Origin of the sequence: Arenibacter troitsensis (assembly GCF_900177645.1) — a bacterium.
Classification (GTDB): domain Bacteria; phylum Bacteroidota; class Bacteroidia; order Flavobacteriales; family Flavobacteriaceae; genus Arenibacter; species Arenibacter troitsensis.
In genome coordinates, this window is sequence record NZ_FXAO01000004.1 from 255,450 (window position 1) to 279,779 (window position 24,330).

Annotated in this window: 23 protein-coding genes; 7 read left to right on the forward strand and 16 right to left on the reverse strand. The window is 38.8% G+C overall.

The genetic code is table 11. The features are described from left to right. Nucleotides 1-20: 20 nt before the first annotated feature. Nucleotides 21-1,397 carry a Gfo/Idh/MocA family protein gene (locus tag B9Y87_RS10715; RefSeq protein ID WP_085498892.1) on the forward strand — a complete coding sequence of 459 codons (1,377 nt, stop codon included), beginning with the start codon at nucleotides 21-23 and terminating at the stop codon, nucleotides 1,395-1,397. A gap of 133 nt (nucleotides 1,398-1,530) precedes the next feature. Here the strand turns inward: B9Y87_RS10715 and B9Y87_RS10720 are convergent, their stop codons facing one another. After that, the gene (locus tag B9Y87_RS10720; RefSeq protein WP_085498894.1) at nucleotides 1,531-3,702 is read right to left on the reverse strand and encodes a TonB-dependent receptor; all 2,172 of its coding nucleotides are present in this window, start codon (nucleotides 3,700-3,702) and stop codon (nucleotides 1,531-1,533) included. A 328-nt stretch (nucleotides 3,703-4,030) separates the two neighbouring features. On the opposite strand from B9Y87_RS10720, the gene B9Y87_RS10725 reads away from it, so the two are divergent. Then, a complete protein-coding gene (locus tag B9Y87_RS10725; RefSeq protein ID WP_085498896.1) occupies nucleotides 4,031-6,502 on the forward strand; it encodes a hybrid sensor histidine kinase/response regulator in 2,472 nt (823 codons plus the stop codon). On the opposite strand, the gene B9Y87_RS10730 is transcribed toward B9Y87_RS10725, so the two are convergent. The 8 genes from B9Y87_RS10730 to B9Y87_RS10765 all read right to left on the reverse strand — a co-directional run bounded on the left by B9Y87_RS10730 (nucleotide 6,477) and on the right by B9Y87_RS10765 (nucleotide 13,591). Then, complete coding sequence (locus tag B9Y87_RS10730) at nucleotides 6,477-7,835, reverse strand: sigma-54-dependent transcriptional regulator (protein ID WP_085498898.1); 1,359 nt, start codon at nucleotides 7,833-7,835, stop codon at nucleotides 6,477-6,479. The two genes, B9Y87_RS10725 and B9Y87_RS10730, sit on opposite strands and share 26 nt — an antisense overlap. A gap of 150 nt (nucleotides 7,836-7,985) precedes the next feature. Next, entirely contained in the window at nucleotides 7,986-8,285 is a 300-nt protein-coding gene (locus B9Y87_RS10735) for a hypothetical protein (protein WP_085499246.1), read from the reverse strand. Between the two features lie 378 nt (nucleotides 8,286-8,663). Next, the gene (locus tag B9Y87_RS10740) at nucleotides 8,664-8,966 is read right to left on the reverse strand and encodes a hypothetical protein (protein ID WP_139827209.1); all 303 of its coding nucleotides are present in this window, start codon (nucleotides 8,964-8,966) and stop codon (nucleotides 8,664-8,666) included. A gap of 357 nt (nucleotides 8,967-9,323) precedes the next feature. Further along, nucleotides 9,324-9,635: a hypothetical protein gene (locus B9Y87_RS10745; RefSeq protein ID WP_245808692.1), complete on the reverse strand. Its 312-nt coding sequence runs from the start codon at nucleotides 9,633-9,635 to the stop codon at nucleotides 9,324-9,326. Nucleotides 9,636-9,912: 277 nt separating this feature from the next. Next, a complete protein-coding gene (locus tag B9Y87_RS10750) occupies nucleotides 9,913-11,451 on the reverse strand; it encodes a DUF4301 family protein (RefSeq protein ID WP_139827210.1) in 1,539 nt (512 codons plus the stop codon). Continuing rightward, nucleotides 11,451-12,014 carry an AAA family ATPase gene (locus B9Y87_RS10755; RefSeq protein WP_085498905.1) on the reverse strand — a complete coding sequence of 188 codons (564 nt, stop codon included), beginning with the start codon at nucleotides 12,012-12,014 and terminating at the stop codon, nucleotides 11,451-11,453. Before B9Y87_RS10755 ends, B9Y87_RS10750 begins: the two co-directional genes overlap by 1 nt. Continuing rightward, nucleotides 11,969-12,607, reverse strand: a complete 639-nt coding sequence (gene pnuC / locus B9Y87_RS10760; RefSeq protein ID WP_085498907.1) for a nicotinamide riboside transporter PnuC — start codon at nucleotides 12,605-12,607, stop codon at nucleotides 11,969-11,971. The genes B9Y87_RS10755 and pnuC overlap by 46 nt, the downstream gene beginning before the upstream one ends. A gap of 351 nt (nucleotides 12,608-12,958) precedes the next feature. Further along, nucleotides 12,959-13,591 carry a 4'-phosphopantetheinyl transferase family protein gene (locus B9Y87_RS10765; RefSeq protein ID WP_085498908.1) on the reverse strand — a complete coding sequence of 211 codons (633 nt, stop codon included), beginning with the start codon at nucleotides 13,589-13,591 and terminating at the stop codon, nucleotides 12,959-12,961. 189 nt (nucleotides 13,592-13,780) lie between these two features. Between B9Y87_RS10765 and ahcY the strand changes: the two genes are divergently transcribed. Both ahcY and B9Y87_RS10775 read left to right on the forward strand, forming a co-directional pair. Next, the gene (gene ahcY / locus B9Y87_RS10770) at nucleotides 13,781-15,097 is read left to right on the forward strand and encodes an adenosylhomocysteinase (protein WP_085498910.1); all 1,317 of its coding nucleotides are present in this window, start codon (nucleotides 13,781-13,783) and stop codon (nucleotides 15,095-15,097) included. A gap of 110 nt (nucleotides 15,098-15,207) precedes the next feature. Next, on the forward strand, nucleotides 15,208-16,311 hold the full coding sequence (locus B9Y87_RS10775) for an SDR family oxidoreductase (protein WP_085498912.1): 1,104 nt from the start codon (nucleotides 15,208-15,210) through the stop codon (nucleotides 16,309-16,311). Nucleotides 16,312-16,405: 94 nt separating this feature from the next. Here B9Y87_RS10775 and rpmA read toward each other — a convergent pair whose 3' ends face one another. The 3 genes from rpmA to B9Y87_RS10790 form a co-directional block, all read right to left on the reverse strand. Beyond that, the gene (gene rpmA / locus B9Y87_RS10780; protein WP_085498913.1) at nucleotides 16,406-16,666 is read right to left on the reverse strand and encodes a 50S ribosomal protein L27; all 261 of its coding nucleotides are present in this window, start codon (nucleotides 16,664-16,666) and stop codon (nucleotides 16,406-16,408) included. A gap of 24 nt (nucleotides 16,667-16,690) precedes the next feature. Continuing rightward, nucleotides 16,691-17,224: a 50S ribosomal protein L21 gene (rplU, locus tag B9Y87_RS10785; RefSeq protein WP_085498915.1), complete on the reverse strand. Its 534-nt coding sequence runs from the start codon at nucleotides 17,222-17,224 to the stop codon at nucleotides 16,691-16,693. A 100-nt stretch (nucleotides 17,225-17,324) separates the two neighbouring features. Continuing rightward, nucleotides 17,325-17,780: a DUF4199 domain-containing protein gene (locus B9Y87_RS10790; protein ID WP_085498918.1), complete on the reverse strand. Its 456-nt coding sequence runs from the start codon at nucleotides 17,778-17,780 to the stop codon at nucleotides 17,325-17,327. 426 nt (nucleotides 17,781-18,206) lie between these two features. Between B9Y87_RS10790 and B9Y87_RS10795 the strand changes: the two genes are divergently transcribed. Further along, entirely contained in the window at nucleotides 18,207-18,626 is a 420-nt protein-coding gene (locus B9Y87_RS10795) for a hypothetical protein (protein WP_085499248.1), read from the forward strand. A 7-nt stretch (nucleotides 18,627-18,633) separates the two neighbouring features. Here B9Y87_RS10795 and gldD read toward each other — a convergent pair whose 3' ends face one another. Genes gldD through mutY form a run of 4 tightly spaced genes read right to left on the reverse strand, consistent with a single transcriptional unit; the run spans nucleotide 18,634 to nucleotide 22,061 of the window. Beyond that, nucleotides 18,634-19,188, reverse strand: a complete 555-nt coding sequence (gene gldD, locus B9Y87_RS10800) for a gliding motility lipoprotein GldD (protein ID WP_085498919.1) — start codon at nucleotides 19,186-19,188, stop codon at nucleotides 18,634-18,636. Beyond that, nucleotides 19,178-20,506, reverse strand: a complete 1,329-nt coding sequence (locus B9Y87_RS10805; RefSeq protein ID WP_085498920.1) for a gliding motility-associated protein GldE — start codon at nucleotides 20,504-20,506, stop codon at nucleotides 19,178-19,180. The genes gldD and B9Y87_RS10805 overlap by 11 nt, the downstream gene beginning before the upstream one ends. Before the next feature lie 25 nt (nucleotides 20,507-20,531). After that, the gene (locus B9Y87_RS10810; RefSeq protein WP_085498922.1) at nucleotides 20,532-20,999 is read right to left on the reverse strand and encodes a single-stranded DNA-binding protein; all 468 of its coding nucleotides are present in this window, start codon (nucleotides 20,997-20,999) and stop codon (nucleotides 20,532-20,534) included. A 24-nt stretch (nucleotides 21,000-21,023) separates the two neighbouring features. Beyond that, a complete protein-coding gene (mutY, locus tag B9Y87_RS10815; RefSeq protein WP_085498924.1) occupies nucleotides 21,024-22,061 on the reverse strand; it encodes an A/G-specific adenine glycosylase in 1,038 nt (345 codons plus the stop codon). A 131-nt stretch (nucleotides 22,062-22,192) separates the two neighbouring features. Between mutY and B9Y87_RS10820 the strand changes: the two genes are divergently transcribed. After that, nucleotides 22,193-22,483: an HU family DNA-binding protein gene (locus B9Y87_RS10820; protein WP_031445631.1), complete on the forward strand. Its 291-nt coding sequence runs from the start codon at nucleotides 22,193-22,195 to the stop codon at nucleotides 22,481-22,483. 271 nt (nucleotides 22,484-22,754) lie between these two features. Then, complete coding sequence (locus B9Y87_RS10825; protein ID WP_072860462.1) at nucleotides 22,755-24,302, forward strand: Rne/Rng family ribonuclease; 1,548 nt, start codon at nucleotides 22,755-22,757, stop codon at nucleotides 24,300-24,302. The last annotated feature ends 28 nt before the right edge of the window (nucleotides 24,303-24,330 follow it).

The following is a 24,330-nucleotide window of genomic DNA, read 5'->3' on the forward strand; positions in this document are numbered from 1 at the left end:
CTATTAATAAAACTTAATTTATGGACCATAGAAGAGACTTTATTAAAAAAACCACCCTTGCCAGTACCGGATTTGTTGTTGGTGCATCTGCCTTTTCAGCTAAATCATACGGAAATATTCTAGGTGCCAATGACCGCGTGGTTCTGGGATCAATTGGCGTTGGGGGTCGTGGAAGTAATTTGTTGGAAAATTTTTCCGAGATGTACGATGATGGAGTGCGAATTAAAACTGTTTGTGATGTTGATTCCGCTGTTTTGAGTGAAAACGTACAAACTGCCACCAAAAACCAAAAAGGCAACAAACCAGGCACGGAGGAAGATATGCGCCGTGTATTTGAGGACAAGGAAATAGACGCCGTAGTAGTAGCAGTTCCCAATCATTGGCACGCACTGGCCACCATATGGGCCTGCCAGGCAGGAAAACACGTGTATGTTGAAAAACCTAGCTCCCATAACGTTTGGGAAGGAAGAAAAATGGTAGAGGCTGCACGAAAATATAATCGAGTGGTACAGGTAGGGTTTCAAAACAGATCCATAAGCAATATAATGCAGGCCATGGATTTCTTGCATCGTGGGGGCATTGGAGAGGTATTTTTATCCCGAGGCACCTGTTTTAAACCTAGGGATTCCTTCGGAATTTCCCCAGACAGCGTATCACCATCAACTTTGAACTACGATCTTTGGCTGGGTCCGGCATCCTATAGGCCTTATAATGAAAAAAAGGGGCACTATAATTGGCATTGGCACTGGGACACCGGCAATGGTGACACCGGCAACCAAGGGCCACATCAATTTGATATCGCCAGATGGGGTCTCAACAAAAAAGTACACCCTGTTAAAGTGCAATCTATGGGAGGTATTTTTGGATTTACACCCCAGGAATGTTCACAAGAAACACCAAACACCCAAACTTCGGTTTTTGAATATGAGGATGGAAAAATATTGGAATTTGAAACCCGCGGCAGATATACCAACCATGAGGCCAATTTGGGCATTAAGATTGGTAATATGTTTTACGGAACGGAAGGTTGGATGGAAGTAAACGGCTCTACCTGGAAAGCGTACCGAGGAAAGGAAACAGAACCCTTTGCAGGTTCTGAAATGGCCGGTAGCGCTGCCGTTGGAGGCGATACCTCCTTTTTGACCGCTCCTGACAGCAAGGGCCATTATGGAAATTTTATAGACGGGGTGCGTTCAGGAAGCCATCATGTTTTAAATTGCGATATAGAGACAGGGCATATGTCCACCGTTCTTCCCTTGATTGCCAATATAGCTTACCGTGTAGGGGAAACTTTAAAATTTAATGGAGAGTTCGAAAAATTTATTAATAATGAAGAAGCCGATCTAATGCTTACCAGAAAGTACCGATATCCGTATATAGTGCCAGAAAATGTATAATCTTCTTCCGAAGAATTAGTTCTCTTAAACGGTATAGTTCTATTATAAAAAGGAATATAAAAACAAACCCCAACGTTAGCTGAATAAGCAAACATAGGGGTTTTAAAGTTTTGCAATTTAACAGAATGGCCTCCTAAAAACTGATAGATGCCCCAAGAAGGAAATTAATTCCTGCCTGCGGATAATAACCAGCTCCTTCATAGGTGGTAACGGTTCCGGGAACTGAATAATCATCATCAAAGGTATAAAAGTATCCATTGGACACATATAAGGAATCGAATATGTTATTGACCAATCCAGATAAAACTATGCTCTTAACAAAACCGCTGGTGTTTATTTCGTATTGCACATTAAAATCGGTTTGAGAATAGGAATCCAACTTAGATCCTTCGGAATCTATATTACCCATATATTGTTCTCCAACAAACTTGGTCAACAAGCTTAATTGGACATTTTCCTTAGGCTGATAGGTTAAAACGTTTCCTACAATAATATCTGGTGAAAAGGAAATATGGGTATCCCCCAATTCTTGCAGTTCGCCATTCCTTTGAAACACAAAATCCTTGTTTCTGTTTCTGCTCAAGGCCACATTGGGACGTATTTTAAACCGATTTCCCAAGGCTATGGTAGCGTCTACTTCCAAACCTAAACGGTAACTGTCCCCAACGTTGGCACGTAAAGGGGCTCCAACATCATTTAATTCGCCAGTGAGCACCAATTGATCCTTATACCCCATAAAGTACACATTGGTATTCAATTGTACATCTGGAGAAATATAGCGCCATCCCAACTCATAATCGTTCAACTTTTCGGGCTTGGGGCTACCGTTTTCATAATCATTTCTGTTGGGTTCACGATTGGCCCTGGCATAGGAGAGGTAAAAATTATTATTTATATTGAGATCATAGGTAATCCCAATCTTGGGGTTGAAAAAATTAAAGGTATCATCAACGAGCCCTGTGTCTTCCCCATTGGCCTCATAACCAATGGTCCTATACTGTATATCACCATAGGCACTCCATTGGTCGTTAAACTTGTAATTGGCCTTGGCAAAAAGGTTTAGGTCCGTTTTAACGGAACTGTCATCATAATATCTATCCTCATAATCCCTATTGTTGGAAAAACGGGCCCAAATAATTTCACCAAAATGGCTTCCTTCATATTTGTTCCAACCTCCTCCAAGAATTAAGTTCAAACTCTCTTTATCATAATTTGCGGAAAAAGTGGTTCCGTAAAAATCATTTACCAGCCAGCGTCTGCGTATTAGATCGGTTGCATCCACTACTTCCCCATCTACCATTATTGGCTCAATTCCATAGGTACTAAAGTCATCGTCTTCCCTATATTGTTCAAAAAAACCTCTTCCTTTCGTAAAATGGAATGCCAGGTTGGTATTCCAATTATCCGCAATTTGTTCGTTCCAATGCAATTGAAAATGATTCTGCCTATAATTATCCACTTCGTGGTCATAAAACTGGGTATTTCCATTTTCATCGGTATAGATTCCCGCGGAATTGAAAGTCCTGTCAGATTCCAAGGTTTCGGCATCTATTCCGTTCCAAGCCTGATAGGTTATTTCATGCCCACCAAAGAGCAATGCTTTCACCAAGGTATTGTCATCCACATAGGATCCTTGTAAAAAATAGGAATCCAATTCGGAAGAAGCCCTGTCAATGTAGCCGTCAGAGGTAATTCGGGACAAGCGCCCGGCAATTTCCACATGATCGTTCAACAATCCGGTACTAAACTTTAAATTGTTCCTAAGTGTTCCAAAACTACCTATGGAAGACGAAATCTGACCAAAAGCCTCGTCAGAAACGGCATCGGTCAACAAATTTAAACTGGCTCCAAAGGCTCCCGATCCATTTGTTGATGTTCCCACCCCACGTTGCAGTTGCAAACTTTCTGTGGAAGAGGCAAAATCGGGCATGTTTACCCAAAACGAACCATGCGATTCGGCATCGTTGTAGGGAATCCCGTTAATGGTAACGTTTACGCGTGTACCATCACTTCCACGAACCCGGATACCTGTGTAGCCAACACCTGCACCGGCATCGGAAGTGGTAACCACGGCTGGAAGAAAATTCATTAGAATAGGAATATCCTGCCCTAAATTTCTGGGTTTGATCTGTTCTTTGGTGAGGTTGGTAAAGGTTACCGGAGATTGCTTGGTAACCCTAACGGCGGATACCAATACCTCATCCAAGGCAATTTCTTTTCCTTCCAAAGAATCTTTGGGTTTCTCTTGGCCAATCGCTAAAAGCGTAGTCACTACGATAGCGACGGTTGTGAACATAGTTTTCATCCGTAATACATTTGTTACGAATAAAAGGGGCTATTATTCTTGTTAAAAATTGATTTTTGTTTTTTTCCGATTACAAAATTGTATCGAAAATAAAACGTTGGAAATTCCAAAACGCGATTTTCGCATCCCTTGGCAGCATTACCTGCCCAGGTTCCTTGGGTATAATCTCAGCCTGACCTAACAAGCACCCCTTTGAGACGGGCGCAAATTTACATACGCCCATTCTAATATCATAATAAAAAGCAATAAATAATTAACTATAATTTATAGACCATTGGGCCTTGAAATACGTAAATTAGAATAACAGCCATAAAAACTGGAATTATTAATGAACAAGACTAAGAACAAATTCACCTTTAAAATAATGTTCAGCTACCTAATGCTTGGGATTTTGACCCTAGTCGTGGCCTATTTTATATTTTCGGAAATAAAGGTATTTGTATCTACAGACACAGCAACGGAAAACGATGCCAAATTACTAAAAACAGGCTCCCTGCTAACCGAACTTTATGAGGCGGAAAGTCTTTCCAAACTGGCACTCCAAAAAAAGACTCCAAAAAGTTTTACGGCCTATGCCCAAAAGATAGATTCCATTTTTATCACCATAGACTCCCTTAAGCTACTCACGGTTAATGACTATCAAAAGGAAATGTTGGATAGCGTGCAGGGACTTCTTAAAAAAAAGGTATTCAATAGCAATGAACTACTTCGATTAAAAAGAAAAAGCGAAACCAACAATTCTATAGACAATGCCCTAAAGGAATTTAGTAAAATTGAGGAATCCCTTGGAAAAATTACTCCTGAAAGCCTTAATCCCAATTATTCGGACTTACCTCCCGATGCACAGAATACCTTAAAAAAATGGGCAGAATACCTAAGTGAAAACGTCCCCAAAGACACCAGTAACATTCCTGTTTCCCAACGAGTAGATTCTGTTTTAACGGTTTCCAAATCGCTTTTGGCAGAGGCCAAACAGAGCAATACCAAGGCCTTGCGATCTGTAGCACAGAAAGAATTGCAATTAAGCAGGGCCGATCTGGAAATTTCCCAACAGCTACGAAGTATTATTTCTGCCTTTGAACAGGAAGTAATAACAAAGTCCTACAATGACAACCTAAAAAAACAAACTGCCCTAAAAAGAAGCTTACGTGTGGCCGGTTTTGCCAGCTTGCTGGGCATAGCCATTGTGGGTCTCTTTACTTTTTTGATTACCAAAGATTATTGGAAGGTACAATTGTACAGACAGCAGCTGGAGAAAGAAAAGAAATTTTCCGAATCCCTTTTAAGAAGTCGGGAACAATTAATTTCTACGGTTAGCCATGACCTGCGAACGCCATTGAACACTATTACAGGTTATTCCGAACTAATGGAAAACACAGGGCTCTCGGGCAAGCAGGTATCCTATTTAAAGAATGTAAAATCCGCATCAAAATATGTGGATAGCCTAGTGAACGATCTATTGGATTTTTCCAAATTGGAGGCAGGTAAAATCAAGATAGACCAGACGGCATTTATTCTTTCCGATCTTATTCGGGAAACTGCTGAAAACCTTAAGGAAATACATTTAACGAAACCTATAGATCTCCAGCTAAAAATAGACAGGCAATTGGATCATCCCGTTTTGGGAGATCCTTTTAGGATTAGACAAATTTTGACCAACCTCATCGGCAACGCCTATAAATTTACCGACGAAGGTTTCATAAAAGTTGAAGCCAAAGTAATAGGTGGGGACAAAGGCAACTACCTAACCTCAATTCAGGTAACAGATTCTGGCATAGGTATTAAAAAAGAAAAACAAGAGCATATTTTTAAGGAGTTTACCCAGGCGGAGGACCATATGGACAAAAAATATGGCGGTTATGGACTGGGCCTTACCATTTCCAAAAAACTCACCGAACTCTTAGGCGGAAAAATTAGTCTCCTAAGCGAGGAAAACAAAGGCAGTACATTTACGGTTGAAATTCCATTGGAGATATCAAAAAAACCATTGAATTCTCCCAAGAAAATAGAAATTAGCCCAAAAATTGAGTTGTCCCTCCTGATCATAGATGATGACCCTGCTATGTTAAAACTACTTAAGGAAGTTTGTCAGCATTTAGGACTCTCTTCCCATACCTACAATAATTTTTATGAGGTTTTAAAAACAGGGACACTGGAGTACAACTTGGTATTGACCGATATACAAATGCCCAATATTACTGGTTTTGAAGTGTTGGGCAAACTGCAGAGCGGCACCTATTCCCATTATGCCGGGCAACCCATAGTAGCCATGACCGGGCGAAAGGATTTAAAAAGAGAGCAGTATATGGAAGCAGGTTTTTCGGATATCCTACAGAAGCCTTTTACCAAAGATATGTTCCTGGAAGTATTGACCAACTTATTCCCACAGGCAGTTCATGAAGAAGCCGAAAGTAAAACGAAACCTCTCATCACCTCCGGTTCCAACCTATTCCACCTTGGCGTTATTTCCTCGTTTTTAGGCGATGATGAAGAGGGTATAGCCGATGTTCTGCAAACCTTTATTACCGACACCAAAACCAATATGGAAAAATTGAAAGTGGCTGTAGATGACTTGGACATTAAACAAGTGAATGTTGTGTCTCACAGAATGCTCCCCATGTTCCGTCAATTAAATAGTAAGGAAATAGTTCCTATTCTAGAACAAATGGAGATTTTGGAAATAGACCAATGGGAACCTAAGGTTTTAAAACAAACGTATAGGGACCTCCAAAACAAGTCTACTGTTTTGATCCTGGCAATTAAATCGTATTTGGCTACAAGTCCAAATTATAGTGATTAATTTTGTTGTATAGCGTTTTCCTGGTAATCTGCAGCAATTTGGCCGCTTTGGACTTATTAAAATTTGATTGTTTTAAGGCCTTAACGATTTGTTCCTTCTCATAATCGGCTTTGGAAAAGTTATCGACATTAACATTGCTTTCCTTACTTCTATATACTTCTTTGGGCAGAGCTTCCTTCTCCACCGTATTCCCACTGGTCAACAATACGGCCCTTTTAATAACGTTCTGCAATTCCCGTAGATTTCCGGGCCAATGATATTGCCTAAATATATCTTTTACATCTTCTGAAAAACCCTCTACATTTTTCCCTAAGGATCGGTTGGCCTTTCGCAAAAAGAAGTCCGCGAAAAGTGGCAGGTCTTCAAAGCGTTCCTCCAAGGACGGAATTTCCACAGAAAATTCGTTGATCCTATGAAAAAGATCTTCCCTAAAACTACCGTTTTCAAGAGCCTCTGTAAGGTCTTCGTTTGTGGCGGTTACAATTCGAATATCTACCTCTATCTCCTTGTTGCTACCCACTCTTTTAATTTTCCTTTCCTGTAAGGCCCTTAATAACTGTATTTGGTTTTCATAAGAAAGGTTCCCAATTTCGTCCAAAAACAGGGTACCCCCATTGGCTGCTTCAAAATGCCCCTTCTTGTCCTCCACGGCTCCGGTAAAACTACCCTTAACATGTCCAAAAAATTCACTCGTGGCAATTTCCTTGGGAATGGCCCCGCAATCTACAGCCACAAAACTGTGTTCTTTCCGCTTACTATTATCGTGTATTGCCCTTGCCGTTACCTCTTTCCCTGTACCACTTTCCCCGGTAATTAAAACGGACATGTCCGTTGGGGCCACCAGCTTAATATACTCGTGTAATTTTTTGGAAGCCTCACTTATTCCAATAACAACCCTATTGTCCTGGGGCTCAACTACCGTATTTTTAAACTCATGGCTTTCCTGTGTCCCTCTAACCAATTGCCTATCGGCCTCTTGGTTTAAGGCACTCTTGATCTGCATTAAAATTTCCTCAGGAGTAAAAGGTTTGGAAATATAGTCGTAGGCACCTTTTTTCATGGCTTCCACGGCAGAACCTACCTCAGCATAACCCGTCATTACAATAACCTGGGTCTTTGGGTTTACTTCCTTTATATCAGACAACAATTGCAGCCCATCATAATTGGGGAGACGCAAATCTGTCAATACCAGATTATAGGTGGTTGCCTTGAATTTGGTTTTGGCATCCTGAGCCGTAAAACTAACTTCGACATCGTAACCGTTTCTAATCAAAAACTTTTGAAGCATTTGACAAAAAGCGGCGTCATCTTCAATGATAAGGAGTTTGGGCATACCTTTCTATTACAATTTTCTATAGATAGTAAAAATACCATAAGAAAGTTAGTTGCCTTTAAAAATTTTCATAAAAAAAGAGGGGGATTGTATAAAACAATCCCCCTCTTACCAAACCAACTTGATACAAAACAAATAATTCAAGTTTTACTATAGTTCTATCCAATTACCGTCTTTATCGGCATACAAAGTACCTGTAGTACCGTCCTCCAAGGTTACTTCCAACTTATATTGCTCTTGCTTATTCACATAAGCCTTGCTGATACTACCGGAAGGATAGTCAGTTGAAACCGCTGTTGAAACCGCTTCTGGCAAATCACTTGTTTCTATTTCAGAGAAGTCGTCCTGAGCTATTGCGGTTTGAGTAGTTTCTAGGGCTACATCTTCACCTTGGGCAAATGCGGTTAGACTTCCGAATGATAATACTGCTACAAAAAATAATTTTTTCATGATTTTCATTTTAATAGTTAAACTTGTTATATCTATTGAAAATATGATACCAAAATTCAAATAACACCCATTATGAGCATAACTCGCTGTAAACGTATGGGTTACAAAACGTATGTAAAAAATTGAACTGTGTATTTTTGTGTATCAAACCCATTTAATGGGTAAAAACTAAACACTCCATACTTTGAATCCCATTAATATTTCAAAGACAGATTCCAGCTTACTTAATTTTTAAGTAATAAAAGCCGCCATAATAATGATTATACTATTTAGTTGGGCATCATTACTTCGCATTAGAAATAGCAAAAACAAAAAATGGGATCGTTTAAACGATCCCATTATCATTGGGCATACCAATAATATTAATATATACACATCTTATCTTTCTATCCAATCCCCGTCTTTATCGGCATATATAGTACCACTATTCCCTTCCTTCAAAATTATATCCAACCTGAACTGTTGGGAATTGTTTACATATGCTTTATTGATAACCGCAGAAGGGTAATAGGTGTTTATTGCCTTGGTCACTGCTTCGGGCAATTCTGCTGCCCCTATTTCCGAGAACTTATCTTGGGCAACGCTCATTTCCGTAACCGCCCCCTTTACTACTTTGTTCTCCTGTGCACAGGCGGTTAAACTTGTTATTGATAAGGCAATTCCAAAAAATAGTTTTCTCATGATCCTAATTTTAATAATTATTACCATTACCTATGAAAAAACGATACCGAACTCAATTTAAGTATTTATTTAATTGATTTTCAATGATTTAAATAATATTTGTTATTGTACTGGAACTGTGTAATAATGGGTATTCAACGTTTGGATTGTGTTAAAATTACACAACATTCCCTTATTCCAGGACCAAAACACCAACCAGAAAACCTGTGAATAGGGTCATAAGCAGTATAGTTGTTCCCCTCGCTTACCAAGATCCCAATAATGGAATTGGGACTAATTCCCATGAAAAAACAAAAGGGCCACCAAACGGCAGCCCTGCTAATTCAAATAACTTTTATAACTCACTTGACCAATGTATTACATGTCTATCCAGTTGCCTTCAGCATCGGCGTACAATTCGGAATTCGTTCCATCGGCAAAAGTAACCTCCAACTTATATTCGGCTTCCTCATTTACATATGCCTTGTTAATAACGGCACCGGCATGATCTTTCTCCAAAGCTTTTGAAATAGTTTCGGGCAATTTATCAAGGTCTATTTCGGTAAAATCCTGTGCAATAATTACTTCCATAATTCCATCGTGAAAAATAGGAGGGGTCGCCAAAACTGGACTTAAACTACCCATTGCCAATGCTGTGGCGAAAACCAAACTTTTCATATCATTTTTCATATCTCTAATATTTTGTGTGAATACTATTTTTTTTCTCACAGAACATAGAAGGAAAATTGTGCCAACATAAACATTAACACGATTACATCTTCAATATACTGATATTCAAATGTTTAAATAATTTTTACTATCTATAAGGTATGTATAAATATGTATAGTACCGCAAAAAGTGTATAATTTTTATACACTTTTTGGGTACGATATCTGCTTTATGTGTTTATAATGGAAAAACAACCGGACAAAAAGCGGAAGATGATCCAAAATGATTATCGCAAATCTATTTTACCTGATGGGCAGGTTTCAGTAGGTCGTTTACTGTTTTTACTGGATTGAAGGTCACCAAGGGAACCTCTACAAATATGGTATTCCAAAAGGCCATGGCACCGTTCCATAGACCCGGTAGCTCCAAAGCTTTAAGATCCTTACCTTCTTTGGTCTTTTGTGTAATAAAACCCTGTTTGGCATCCACAAAATTGAGTAGATTAAATTTCTCTCCCTGATAATTTCTAACCCCACAGACCAAATCTACCGGATTAAAATGGGTAGAGTTTTTTAAGATTTCGAGCTGGGCTGGATTATCCATATCGACTTGTGCAGATTCTATGATTTGCAGTGAAATATGATCATGGGCATCCCTAATCCAAAACGGACCACCTCCAGGTTCGCCTTCATTCTTCACCATACCACATATTCGAATGGGACGGTTGATCTTATCCTTTAATATTTCTATTTGCTGTCCTATACTAAAGCCACCGAATTTATCTGAGAATCGGACATTTAAATCCTTTTCCAAAAACGATTTTATAGTTTCCAATAATTCGGAAGTTAAACTATCCCCGTCCAAAACCTTGGCATATTCAAATGCCTTGCTTTGTAATTCCAACAACAGTCCGGCCAAGATCTTTTTGCTTCTGGCAACATCGTCGGAAAATCTTGGAACCACCACATTATCGATATTTTTTATAAAAATAATGTCAGCATCCTGTTCGTTAAGGTTCTCTATCAATGACCCGTGTCCTGCCGGTCTGAACAACAGGGAACCATCGGTATTTCGGAACGGTTTATTGTCCAATGTTACTGCGATAGTGTCCGTTGATGGTTTCTGAAAGGAATAGTTTACCGTAAAGGAGGTTTTAGTGTCCTTTGCCACACGTTCCCCTGCTGTCTTGAATTCCTTGTTGAACATTTCTCCATGCTGCTCAGATATGGTAAAATGTAAATTTGCCTCATTATTCACCTGCGCATAGGCAACAGCCTCCTTTAAATGTTCCTCAAAAGGCGTAGCGCTATATTTGCCATAATCATGAAAGGGCAAAAGACCTTTTGGGTAAAATCCGAAATCCAAGCCTTCCGGCAATAACATCTCCTTTACAAAAAGGTACTTTTCCTCATCCTTGGAGCTAGTTTTTCCCGCTATCCTTTTTTGAATAAGTTCATAAAAGGCAAATTTCTTATACCCATCAAAAAAGGTTTTAACGTCCTTATCCTTAGTCCTATCCAAATAGGCCTCGAACTTTTCGGCTTTGGGATCATAGGTATCCAAAAAATTGAACATAGCCTTGAACATTCGGGATGCAGCACCCGAAGCCGGCACAAATTTCAGAAGTGAAATCTTCTTCTTTGCATCCTCAAATTTTTGAATAAGCTTTTGCTCCTCTGCCTCGGAAAATTTAGAAATTCCATCGGATACTACCGCGGCCTTTTCCAATCTCACGAAAGGAATACCCTCCTTAAATGTCTCAATTTGACCAAGAACTTTCTCTTTAGAAATACCCTTCTTTTCTAATTGTTTTTTGTCTGCTTCCGTTAATTCCATTATTTTCTTAGTAGTTGGTTAATGTAGTTCTGGGCCGTTATTAGCCTTGTTTTTTTATCACCCTTTAAGATAATAAAATTCCTGTTATATTTTTCCAATGTATCCTTGAAATAAAGAAACATTCGTTCACGGTCATTTGGCTTATCCCTTAAATCGTCCTTTTCCCACGGAATGTCTATATAGGTCAGAAAATAGAGATCGTAACTATTCCTCAAGGCGTATTCCTCCAAAACCGGATCGCAATATCCCAAATAATAGGCTTCGGAATAAACTTTGGTTTCCAAAAGATCCGTATCGCATATTAAAATTTCATTGGCCTTTTTGGTAAGGGAATTTTCCAATTTCATCTGTCCTTCAGCTATGGGCAACAAATCTTTTGGCTCACAGGTTTTACCTTCCTTATCCCATTTATCCTGAAGGTATTCACGGGCATATTCAGGTACCCACGCGGTATTGTAATGCTTGGCCAATTCCTGGGACAAAGTTGTTTTCCCAGTAGATTCCGGACCAAACAATACTACTTTAATAATACTTGAGGGCTCTTGTTTAAATTTTTCTTCCATGCAAGGTATCCGAAAATGGCAATAATAGTGAACAATAAATATTGCAGAGATGTAAATATAAGTCCTTTATAAAGATATAGTGGAACCGATATTACATCGCCAATGATCCAATATACCCAATTTTCAAGTTTTTTCTTAGCCATGAGCCACATTCCTATAAAGAACACGGCAGTGGTGAAAGTATCCACATAAGCTGTCCAGCTATCCAACTTATCAAATACTAGGTATACCAAAACAACGAATAAAATAGTTGAACCGAATAAAACAACTGTCCATTTTTTCTCCTTGGCTGTCGTTGTTGTAATAGGAATAAAATGGGTCTCATCTACCTTTCTTGTCCATACATACCATCCGTAGACACTCATGGCGAAATAATAAGCATTGATCAGCATATCTCCCAATAACCCAAAAATAAAAAGAATGTATACGAACAGCCCCGTACTAATGATACCCGTAGGGAAAACCAATATATTCTCACGCATGGAGTACCAAACACTTAAAAACCCGAAAAATACTCCTACCATTTCCAAAATTATCAAAAGGGTGGGAGTATCTTGGTACTGGGCAAAAATCCAATCAAAAATGGGACTCATAGTTACTGCGGTCAGATTATAAAATTGTTATCCTTATCAAACCCCATTGCCAAAAACCCCAATAAACCTTTACCTTCCATACACCTCGGTTTAGAGGAACGTATTTCCCTTCCAACTTGCAATCCAAAGTATTTCCCATTATTACTCTCGGGATTTTCATGTATATACAATATTGATGACATGGATCAAAAATAACTTTTCCCCTTAAAACTCTTAAGGTTTATCAGGAAAATTACTTTTCAATTACCAATTTTATTATATGGATCAACACCCAAGACCATCAACTTGTACCAAGATTATGAAGCATTAAAATTGGCTAGGAAAGGGCAGCCCAAGTTGGATTCCGGACCACTAATTTTTAATGGCATACACACAGGTATATCCTTCGAACTCTAAAAATATAATATTGTAATGGGAGGTTTTACCTTTGTAAAGAATGGTACCGGTAGTCTCGGAGTCGGACAAGGAAAAATCCGTAATATCTATATGATGTAAAAAACTTAGGCCGTGTTGGGCATATATCTTGTACAAGGATTCTTTGGCACCCCATACAATAGTAAGTTTTCTTACCAAGGCATCCGCATTTGCAACGGTTTTATATTCCTCCAGAGGGGTATATTTGTTGGCTATTCTTAGAATCTTATCGCGCTGCATTTCAATGTCGATCCCTACCTCTTTGCTATCTGAAATAATAATGCCCGTAAATTCATGGGAGTGTGTAATGGAGATAAACTTGCCGTCGGTCAAATGAGGTTTGCCCGACTCGTCATAAAATAGATCATGGTCAACATAGCCCTCTATCGCCATTAAATGCCTAATGCTCAAAAACCCCCTTCTATGCAATTCCGACTTCATGCCCATCATTCGCTTTTGGCAATGAGAGGTAAGCACAACCCCTTCAGAAAGTTGGGATTCCGACTCTTCAACTTTCCAAATCAGCACTTTAGTACCGTCGTTAACTGTTATTGTTTTGTAAAGAGGCATTAGATTATTTAAGTTATTACTACCTTTGCAAATGCAAAATATAAGAATATTGTTCTATTACTAAAATAAAAATAAAAAAGGAGAAGAAATAGGCTAATCGAAGATATTCTTCATTTATATTGCTTTTGATCCATTCCTCCGATTTATTTGCATTAGAATACGAACAGCTAACTACAACAAAAAAAGTTTATGAGTACTAAAACCATTCCTTACGTACCCTATAAAGTAAAAGATATTGGCTTGGCCAAATGGGGAAGAAAAGAAATTGAACTTGCGGAAGCCGAAATGCCCGGCCTAATGTCCTTAAGGGAAGAGTACGGAAAAGAACAGCCTCTTAAAGGCGCCCGCATAGCCGGATGTTTGCATATGACCATACAGACAGCGGTACTCATTGAGACTTTAGTAGCCCTAGGCGCCGAGGTAACCTGGAGTTCCTGCAATATATTCTCTACCCAAGATCAGGCCGCTGCTGCTATTGCCGCTGCCGGAGTTCCCGTATACGCTTGGAAGGGAATGAACGAGGAAGAATTTAATTGGGCCATTGAACAGACCTTGTTTTTCGGTGAAGATCGCCAACCCTTAAACATGATCTTGGATGACGGGGGCGACCTTACCAATATGGTATTGGACAAATACCCAGAATTGGCTTCAGGCATCAAAGGCCTTTCCGAAGAGACTACCACTGGTGTTCATAGACTTTATGAGAGGGTAAAAAAAGGAACCTTGCCCATGCCCGCCATCAATGTTAACGATTCTGTCACCAAATCCAAATTCGACAACAAGTACGGTTGTAGGGAGAGTGCAGTGGATGCCATCAGAAGGGCTACGGATACAATGCTTGCAGGTAAAAGGGTTGTAGTTGCCGGATATGGCGATGTAGGAAAAGGTACAGCCGCATCTTTCAAGGGGGCAGGTTCTATTGTTACGGTTACCGAAATTGATCCTATTTGTGCACTACAGGCAGCTATGGACGGATTTGAGGTGAAGAAAATGGATACTGTTGTTGGAAATGCCGATATCGTTATAACTACTACTGGAAATAAGGACATTATACAGTCGCATCATTTTAAAGCCATGAAAGACAAAGTCATAGTGTGCAATATTGGCCATTTCGACAATGAAATAGATATGGCATGGCTGAACAAGAATTACGGCCATACCAAGGATGAAATAAAACCACAGGTAGATAAATATACCCTGGACGGAAAAGATATTATTGTTTTGGCAGAAGGTAGATTGGTAAACTTGGGATGTGCTACCGGTCATCCAAGTTTTGTAATGAGCAACTCGTTCACCAACCAAACCCTGGCACAAATAGAACTTTGGAACCATAGCGACAAATACAACAACGATGTATATATGCTTCCAAAACATTTGGACGAAAAGGTGGCCGCCTTGCACTTAGCCCGATTGGGAGTGGAACTGGAAACTTTAAGACCTGAACAGGCAGAATACATTGGAGTAACCGTTGAGGGTCCTTTTAAGCCCGATTATTACAGATACTAGATTCCTTTCTTGTTTGGAAAGATTTAAGAATCCATTTTAATACAAAATCAAAATCCTTATCAAACTCAAACCGATAAGGATTTTGATTTTTTAATTCCTACATCAACTTAATGAACATACTCTTAACGGGAGCCACTGGAACCTTAGGTTCTAGGGTATTATTTTCACTTTTGGAATTACACTTTCAAGGTATTGACACCATTTACCTCCCTGTTCGAAAAAAAACTTCGGTTAGCCCGGAACAACGTATTAAAAATGTCGTATCAAGTGAATACGCAACGGATTTCATAAAGAAGAACCTTGTAGATGTACAAAAAAAAATAGTCACGGTAGATGCGGAAGAATTGTTAAATCCGCCCTCTTTTTTAGGAAACAATACTCTGGATTATTTTATACACTCGGCCGGGTTTGTCAATTTATCTACGGATCCTTCCGCCAAGGAGGAAATATTCAATCAAAACCTGCAGTTTACCAAAGATATTTTCAATGCGTACCGCAATCATATTGCAAAATTCATCTATATAAGTACAGCATTTGCCGCAGGGAATATAGGCGGATTAATGCATAACGATTATACCAACATTAATAAAGGTTACTACCGCAACCATTACGAAGCCTCAAAACACGCTTCGGAAAAGTTCCTCTTAGAGTCTGGTAAGGCGAACAATATTCCAATACAAATTTTACGACCCAGTGTTTTAGGAGGAAATATTTATGGGAGCCCAAATTATTTTATATCAAAATACATGGTATTTTACCTTTTTGCGAAGTTTTTTCACAATAACAACTCCCAGGATGTTATACGTATTACGACCAAGACAGGCACCGGGTTAAATATCATTCCAACGGACTATGCCGCACAGGTCATTGCCCTAGTGATCAATACGAATATAGAACAATTGAACATTGTTAATTCTGAAGAGACGAACATGAAGAAAGGCATTGCCAAAATTTTGAAGGTGGTAGGCTTCAACAATTATAGTTTTACCGAAAATCAAATTAATACTGCCACAGGATTTTCTTCAAAGTTGGAAGAGTTTTACTACGAGACCATTGGGCTACATTTACACCCCTACATGACCTCCAAACCCAATGAATGGGATACTCGTTTGTTGGAAAGTATATTGCCCATCCCCAAATACGACCTAGTGGATTATTTATCAGAAACGGTTGCTTTTGCCAAGGCCAAGAATTTTAGAAATCAGAAGTGGTAAAACAAAGACAGCATTCAGCAGAGTCCGTATAAACAAAAAAACTCTTTCCAATATTAAGGAAAGAGTTTTTTAAACTTTATAAAGCTAGAATATATTAAGCTTCAAATGGCTCAATAGAAACATATGATTTGCCTCCAGCTTTCTTCTGGAATTTTACAAGACCATCTACCCTTGCATGCAAGGTATGATCTTTTCCAGCATAAACATTTTCACCTGGGTTATGCTTAGTACCACGTTGTCTTACAATGATGTTCCCAGCAATGGCAGCTTGTCCACCAAAAATCTTAACGCCCAAGCGTTTTGATTCTGATTCCCTACCGTTTTTAGAACTACCTACACCTTTCTTATGTGCCATGATATATTGTTTTAATTCTTGTTATTAACTTAAAGCGGCAATTAATTCTGCTTTTTTCATTGAAGAATAACCTTCAACTCCTTTAGCTTTTGCCATTTCCCTTAGCTCGGCAACCGTGTTTTTACTCAAATCCTCAGTAGCTTCCGCTTCCACCTTCTTTGGTGCTTCCGCTTTTACCTCTGCTTTTTTAGCGGCAGGCTTAGCTTCTTTTTTTGGTTCCGCTTTTTTCTCCGATTTTTTGGCTCCAGAGGCAATGATACCTTCTATTACCAGTTCAGTCAAATATTGACGGTGACCGTTTTTCTTTTTGTAACCTTTACGTCTTTTCTTTTTAAAGACAATTACCTTATCACCTTTTAGGTGCTTAATGACTTTAGCCTCAACAGCGGCTCCGTCTATAGCTGGGGCGCCAATTGTAATGTTACTGCCATCTTCCAACAAAAGAACGTTATCAAAGGTTACTTTGCTACCTTCTTCGTCTTGTAAACGGTGAACATACACTTTTTGGTCTTTCGCAACTTTAAATTGCTGCCCTGCTATCTCTACAATTGCGTACATAGCTTGTGTTATTTATAAATTTAAGAACAAGCCTAATATTTACTTAGGCGGGTGCAAATATACTGCTAAATCCTTAATCCACAAGTGATTTTTGAGTTTTTTAAACCGATTTTCTTTTAAGGTTGTTGGAGGTCTTGAACAATTGCATAAATGAAAGGGTCAATACCAAGGTAGTGGCAAAGCCCATTATGGCCACGGTAAAGAAAACTATACCCTCCGATGTATTATAATCCCTAAACCATACTTTGGAGAGTTCATCCAAAAATCCCAGATTTATCTCCGTGGCATAAAAGGCGAAAAATATTGTGAAAATCAATGTGCCTACAAAACCGGTTACAATCCCGGCAGTAAAACCTTTGCCGTAATTAAAAGCTGGTCCTTCCTTAAGCCTAAAGTATTTTATGGCCTCATATATTCCAAACCCCGTTATTACACCATTAAAAAGACTATAAAAAATATTGGTGTGAAGATTAAAAAGGGACAACAATAAGAAATAGGCAATTAATGAGCCGCTAACAGCTATGCCAAACCTAATAGGGAGTGCAAATAGTTTCATGGTATAGAATTTTTAGGTTATGCATTTAATTTACAGAATTTTAATGATTTATGCACGCAAATTAACAAGGAATTGATTTTGTAATCGATTTTGACCACTAATTGCCTTAGCTCCACCGTAGAACTAACGTCAATAAAGGTTAAGTGGCATATTCCTTGCCCAAAGGCTTGTTGATGATATTGGTATCATTGGGGTTATAAGCTATATTTTGTTGGAATTATCATAAAAAGCAATTTTAAGTACCCCATATAACGCCCATCGATTTTAGCCAAAATGGATTTCAAATGCAGTTATAGAAGGTTGATAATTCAGTATCTTTGCTATCTTAAAAGTAATGTCGCCGACCTTTTAAAAAACAGTCTGCCCATCAAAAAGAACAACTTAATGGTCACTTTGACCATCTTTAATAGCTATAAACTTTACCCAATGACAAAAATTAAATTAATCCTCATTCTATCTGTCCTAATCGCGGCAGTCTACTCCTGTAAAGATCAAAACAAGGAGAATTCACAAATGAAAAGCGTAATGGCCGTTCATGACGAGGTAATGCCAAAAATGGGAACTATAAGCAAATTAGTGTCCCAATTGGACGAAAAAATTACGAACGACAGCTCTTCCGATAATTACGCGGCAGCAAGGGAGGATCTAAAGGAGGCACACAAGGCCATGATGGATTGGATGAAAGGCTTCGGCGATCGTTTTGATGGCGACGAGATACTTAACGGAAAAGCATTGACGGAGGAAAAACAAAAATGGCTGGATGAGGAAGAAACTAAAGTGAAAGCCCTGAAGGATCAAATAAATTCCAGCATTAAGCAGGCGGAAGATTTATTGCAAAGCAATTAGGACAATCCTACTCCTTCCATCGTAAGGATTCAATAATTTTACGAATATCCTTTTGTAGATGCACCGCAGCCGGTAAAATGGAATCGTAATTAGGTTTGGCATAAAAATACAATGACCCGGTCACAAAGTGTTTTGTACTGTCCGTTACATAAAACTGGGATTGTGAGGCCGCATTGCCCTTTACTTCATAATACATCCCATATACGTTATATGGCTCATTTACTACAGGTTCCTCATAAATGCCATCGGCCTTTACAACATGCTCATAGCTAAGTTTTTGGGCATCGGTAAGCAGTTTGTCCAAATTACCGTTCACTACCTTATAATTAATAAAAATAGAACCTTTCATTAGGGGATAGTCCAATGTAAAGGAGTTATTGGACTCCGATTTTAATTTGGCCATTTCATTGTACTTGATGGAAAAGTGTTCCGATTCCAACAATGCTTCCTTAGCTGCTGGATATTCCAACCTAAGCATTGCCTTAGGCTTCGGCAAAACATCGTCCTTACACGCCGACACAAGAGATAACAATATAACAATAAGTCCAAGGCTACGCTTCATGGGGCAATGTAATTTTTATTTGTTTCAATCGCTTTTTATCCAGGCTCTCTACAATAAATTGATAATTTTTGAACTTTACCACTTCACCCCTTTTAGGGAAGCTACCTGCAATTTCAAGGACAAAACCTGCAACTGTTTCGGATTCCCCTTTTTTCTCCTCAAAATCATCCTCATCCTCAATTTTGGCCACTCTATAAAAATCCTTGAGAGCTGTTTTACCATCGAAGACAAAGTTAAAATCGTCCAACTTGGAAAAAATTAGGTCCTCATCATCAAACTCATCACTGATATCCCCAACAATTTCTTCAATAATATCTTCAAGCGTAACTATTCCCGAAGTACCCCCATACTCATCCACCACAATGGCCAAATGATTTTTCTTGGTCTGGAAATCGAGCAGCAAATTGTCCAATTTTTTATTCTCCGGAACAAAATAAGGCTCCCTGATCAGGGACATCCAATTAAAGGTTTTTCGGTCTATATAAGGCAAGAGATCCTTAACATACAGTACTCCCAAGACATTGTCCATATTTTGTGAAAAAACGGGTATTCTGGAGTATCCATGAGTTTTAATTTCTGCCAAAACCTCTGGGAACTTCATTTCCTCATTAAGGGCAAAAATATCGATCCTAGGTCGCATTACCTGTTTGGTATCCGTATTTCCAAAAGAGACGATCCCCTCTAGAATTTTTTGTTCCTCCACCGTAGTATCACCCTCGGACGTGAGCTCCAAGGCTTGGGACAAATGTCCCACATTAAGATTGGACTTCTGTTTTCCCAATTTATTGTACAGGAAAATGGTAGCAGACCTCATTGGCAGACTTAAAGGTGAAAATAGGAAATCCAATACCTTTAAAGGAAAGGCCATAAAAAAGGCAAAGGTATGTCTATTGCGATTGGCGTATACTTTCGGCAAAATTTCACCAAACATCAATATTAAAAAGGTAACCACTACTACTTCCAAGAGAAAGCGCACCGGAACAAGTCCTAAAATAACATAGGTAATTTCAGCAAAAATGGTGTCGCCTATATTGTTGAACAATAATACTACCCCTATATTTATGGCATTGTTCGCAATCAATATAGTGGCCAAAAGTTTTTTGGGACGGTCCAGGAGCGTAACAATGATTTTCCCTTTGGCCGTCTTTTTTTCCGCTATCTCATTAATTTCGGTTTGGGAAAGGCCAAAAAAAGCAACTTCAGCCCCAGAAATAAGGGCGGAAAAAGTCAACAAAATAAAAAGTAATACGATTTTAAAAGCAAAACCGTTATCGATTGCAATAAAATTCAATAATAAACTAAGGGGGTCTGGGTCCAATAGTCAGTCTTTAAATTTAATTAATCTAAAATGGTAAATCATCTTCCTCTTCAGGTCCGTTGTTACCTAACGGCTCATTAGCCTTATTTGTTGTGGCAGGGGCACCCTGTTGTGGTTGATTCTGGCTGCTTGTTTGCGCATTGGCCATACTCTCCTTTTTTGTGGTCAGAAAAGTAAAATCCTGAACATGCACCTCGGTAGTATACCTGGTATTCCCATCTTCTCCCTGCCACTGACGGTTTTTAAGTCGGCCTTCAACGTATATCTTATCCCCTTTACTTAAGTATTTTTCGCAAATTTCAGCTGCCTTGTTCCGAACCACTATATTATGCCAGTCCGTATTGGTTACCCTTTCACCAGTCTGCTTATTGGTATAGGTCTCATTGGTAGCCAATGGGAATCTCCCTATACAGTTTCCCCCTTCAAAAAAGTGAATTTTAACCTCATCTCCCAAATGCCCGATCAGCATTACCTTATTTAGTGTTCCGCTCATAACTCAAAGTAAAGTCCAAAAGTACTAAATTTTAAACGTTTTTATAAAATCTGCAATTAAAACTGGAACAGGATATTTATGAAGTTCAGCTATTTGTATTCCATTTTCAAGATTGGATTCAAAGGTGATGATCCAAAACCTAGTATGCAAATGTTGATGCGAAAGTTTATGAACTATTTTATTTTCGTTATAAAGATATATTTCCGAAGGCTCCTCCAGAGCTACCAATTCCTTTAGATTGTCTGCAACTTCCGTGTGACCGACATACTTTTCGGTTTCCAGCAATGGAAATTCATATAAATTTTGCCAAATACCATTTCCTTTGCGCTGCTGCAATAAAGTCTGTTTATTTTCGTCCACCAGCACCAAATAATTGAAATACCTATTGCGTACCTTATTCTTTTTTAATTTTACCGGAAGTATATCAATACGGTTAGTAGCAAGGGCCACACATGATTTCTGCAAGGGACAGCTATTGCAGTCCGGATTTTTAGGAGTGCACTGGAGGGCACCAAATTCCATAATCCCCTGATTATAGTCCCTTATATTTTTGGCATCCATAATTTCTTTGGCCAATTCTTTAAAGTATAAAACACCCTCCGAACCATTAATTGGCAGGTCTATACCATAATATCTAGACAGAACCCTGTACACGTTCCCATCTACAACAGCTTCTGGCCTGCCAAAACAAATTGAAGCTATTGCAGAGGCCGTATAATCCCCAATACCTTTCAATTGCAAAAGCTCCTTATAGGTATCTGGAAATTTTCCATTATATTTTTCAGTAATTATTTTTGCTGTGGCATGTAAGTTTCTGGCCCTGGAATAATACCCCAAACCTTGCCATAATTTAAGCACCTGCTCTTCGGACGCCGAGGACAAATCCTGTACTGTGGGGAAAGCCTCTACAAACCTCATATAATAAGGTATACCTTGCGCTACACGGGTCTGCTGCAACATTATTTCCGAAAGCCAAATACGATAGGGCTCATTGGTATTGCGCCAAGGCAAAAGCCTTTTATTTAGGTCGTACCACTCTAAAATTATTCTGGAAAAGTTCATTTACAAGGGCCTAATTTACAAAAGTAATGGTTTACCCACTTAAAATTAAGTTCCTTAGCAAGGAAAGATTGAATTTAATTCATATATTTGCATCCCGAAAAAAAAATTCTTTAGAAATTTATTTAGTTAAAATGACGAAAGCGGAAATTGTAACGAAAATCTCAGAAAAACTGGGAATTGAAAAAGGAGATGTGCAAGCAACTGTGGAATCTTTCATGGATGAGGTAAAAACGTCTTTAGAAAGCGGAGACAACGTATACTTAAGAGGTTTCGGCAGTTTTATCATTAAAACAAGAGCTGAAAAGACAGGTAGGAACATATCCAAAAATACTACCATAAAAATCCCCGCACACAACATCCCTGCCTTTAAACCGGCCAAGGTATTTGTAGAAGGTGTAAAAAGTAATGTACAAGTCAAATAAAATATTATTAATCTAAAAAAGTAGACCTCTATGCCTAGTGGTAAAAAAAGAAAAAGACATAAGGTAGCTACCCACAAGCGTAAAAAACGCCGGAGAGCTAACCGACACAAGAAAAAGTAGTTGTTACAACTACTTTTTCCTTTTATACGTTCCTTGACATAGAAATTCGTAATAGAATTTCGACGGGTTTATACAACCTGTACAAATTATTGTTTAATCATTTGTCCCCTCTTGATTTCTAGAGTGGTGGGATGAATATAAATTAATTCAGGTGAATAGAGAATTAATCGTAAGATCTAGTTCCAATGCCGTGGATTTTGCCTTGCTAAAGGATGGAAAACTCACTGAATTACACAAAGAAGAAGACAGTAACGACTTTGCCGTTGGCGATATTTTAATTGCCAAGGTAAGAAAGCCGGTAACTGGACTAAACGCAGCCTTCGTAAATGTAGGGTATGAGAAAGATGCCTTTCTACATTACCACGATTTGGGGCCGCAACTAGCTTCTATGTTGAAATTCATAAAAAAAGTTAGCACTGGAAAACTTAAGGACTACTCCTTAAGTAATTTTCAGTTTGAAGAAGATATTGACAAGAATGGTAGCATCAATGATGTTATTAAAGCCAATCAATCCTTACTCGTACAAATAGTAAAGGAACCCATTTCCACAAAAGGACCACGAATAAGCTCTGAACTTTCCATAGCTGGCCGATACTTGGTCATGGTCCCTTTTTCCGACCGCGTTTCAGTTTCACAGAAAATTGAAAGCAAAGAAGAAAAAGATAGGTTAAAAAGACTCGTAAGGAGTATTAAACCAAAAGGGTTTGGCGTTATTATCCGAACAGTAGCAGAAGGCAAAAAAGTAGCAGAACTAGACAAAGACTTGCAGAATTTACTGAACAAATGGTCAGTAATGTGCAATAAGATCCAAAAAGCACCGCATCCGTCCAAAGTGTTGGTAGAGCTTACAAGGGCTTCTTCAATTCTTAGGGATGTTTTTAACGATTCCTTTACCGGAATCCACGTTGATGACGAAACGCTTTTTGAGCAAGTAAAAGATTATGTGCATGAAATTGCACCGGAAAAAGAATCCATTGTAAAATTGTATAATTCTAATGTTCCCATATTTGAAAAATTTGGGATCGAAAGACAAATTAAAACTTCGTTCGGCCGTACGGCTTCCATGAGCAAAGGCGCCTATTTAATCATTGAACATACGGAGGCGCTACACGTTATAGACGTTAACAGCGGTAACCGTTCCAACAAGGCCAAAAATCAGGAAGACACTGCCCTAGAAGTAAATTTATTGGCCGCCTCCGAGATCGCAAGACAATTACGCCTGCGGGATATGGGAGGAATCATCGTGGTAGACTTTATCGACATGGGTAAAGGCGAACACAGAAGACGCCTTTTTGATCACCTTAGGGATGAGATGAAAGATGACAGGGCCAAACACAAAATACTACCCCCAAGTAAGTTTGGGCTTATACAAATTACAAGACAACGGGTTAGACCCGAAATGAACATCAAAACAAGTGAGGAAAATCCAAATGGCTCCGGTCAGGAGGTAGAAGCTCCAATTGTTTTGATCGACAAGATAAATGCAGATCTGGAAAAACTCTTAAAAGGTCCGGCGAAGGATAATGGAATTATCTTAAACATACATCCATTTATCGCTGCCTATTTAACCAAAGGGTTTCCATCCATACGTTCCAAATGGTTTTTGGAACACAAAAGATGGGTTAAGATTCAACCCAGGGATGCCTACACGTATCTTGAATATCGTTTTAAGAACAAAGACGGTAAAACCATATACTAACGAAAAAGCGACTTCCATAACGGAGTCG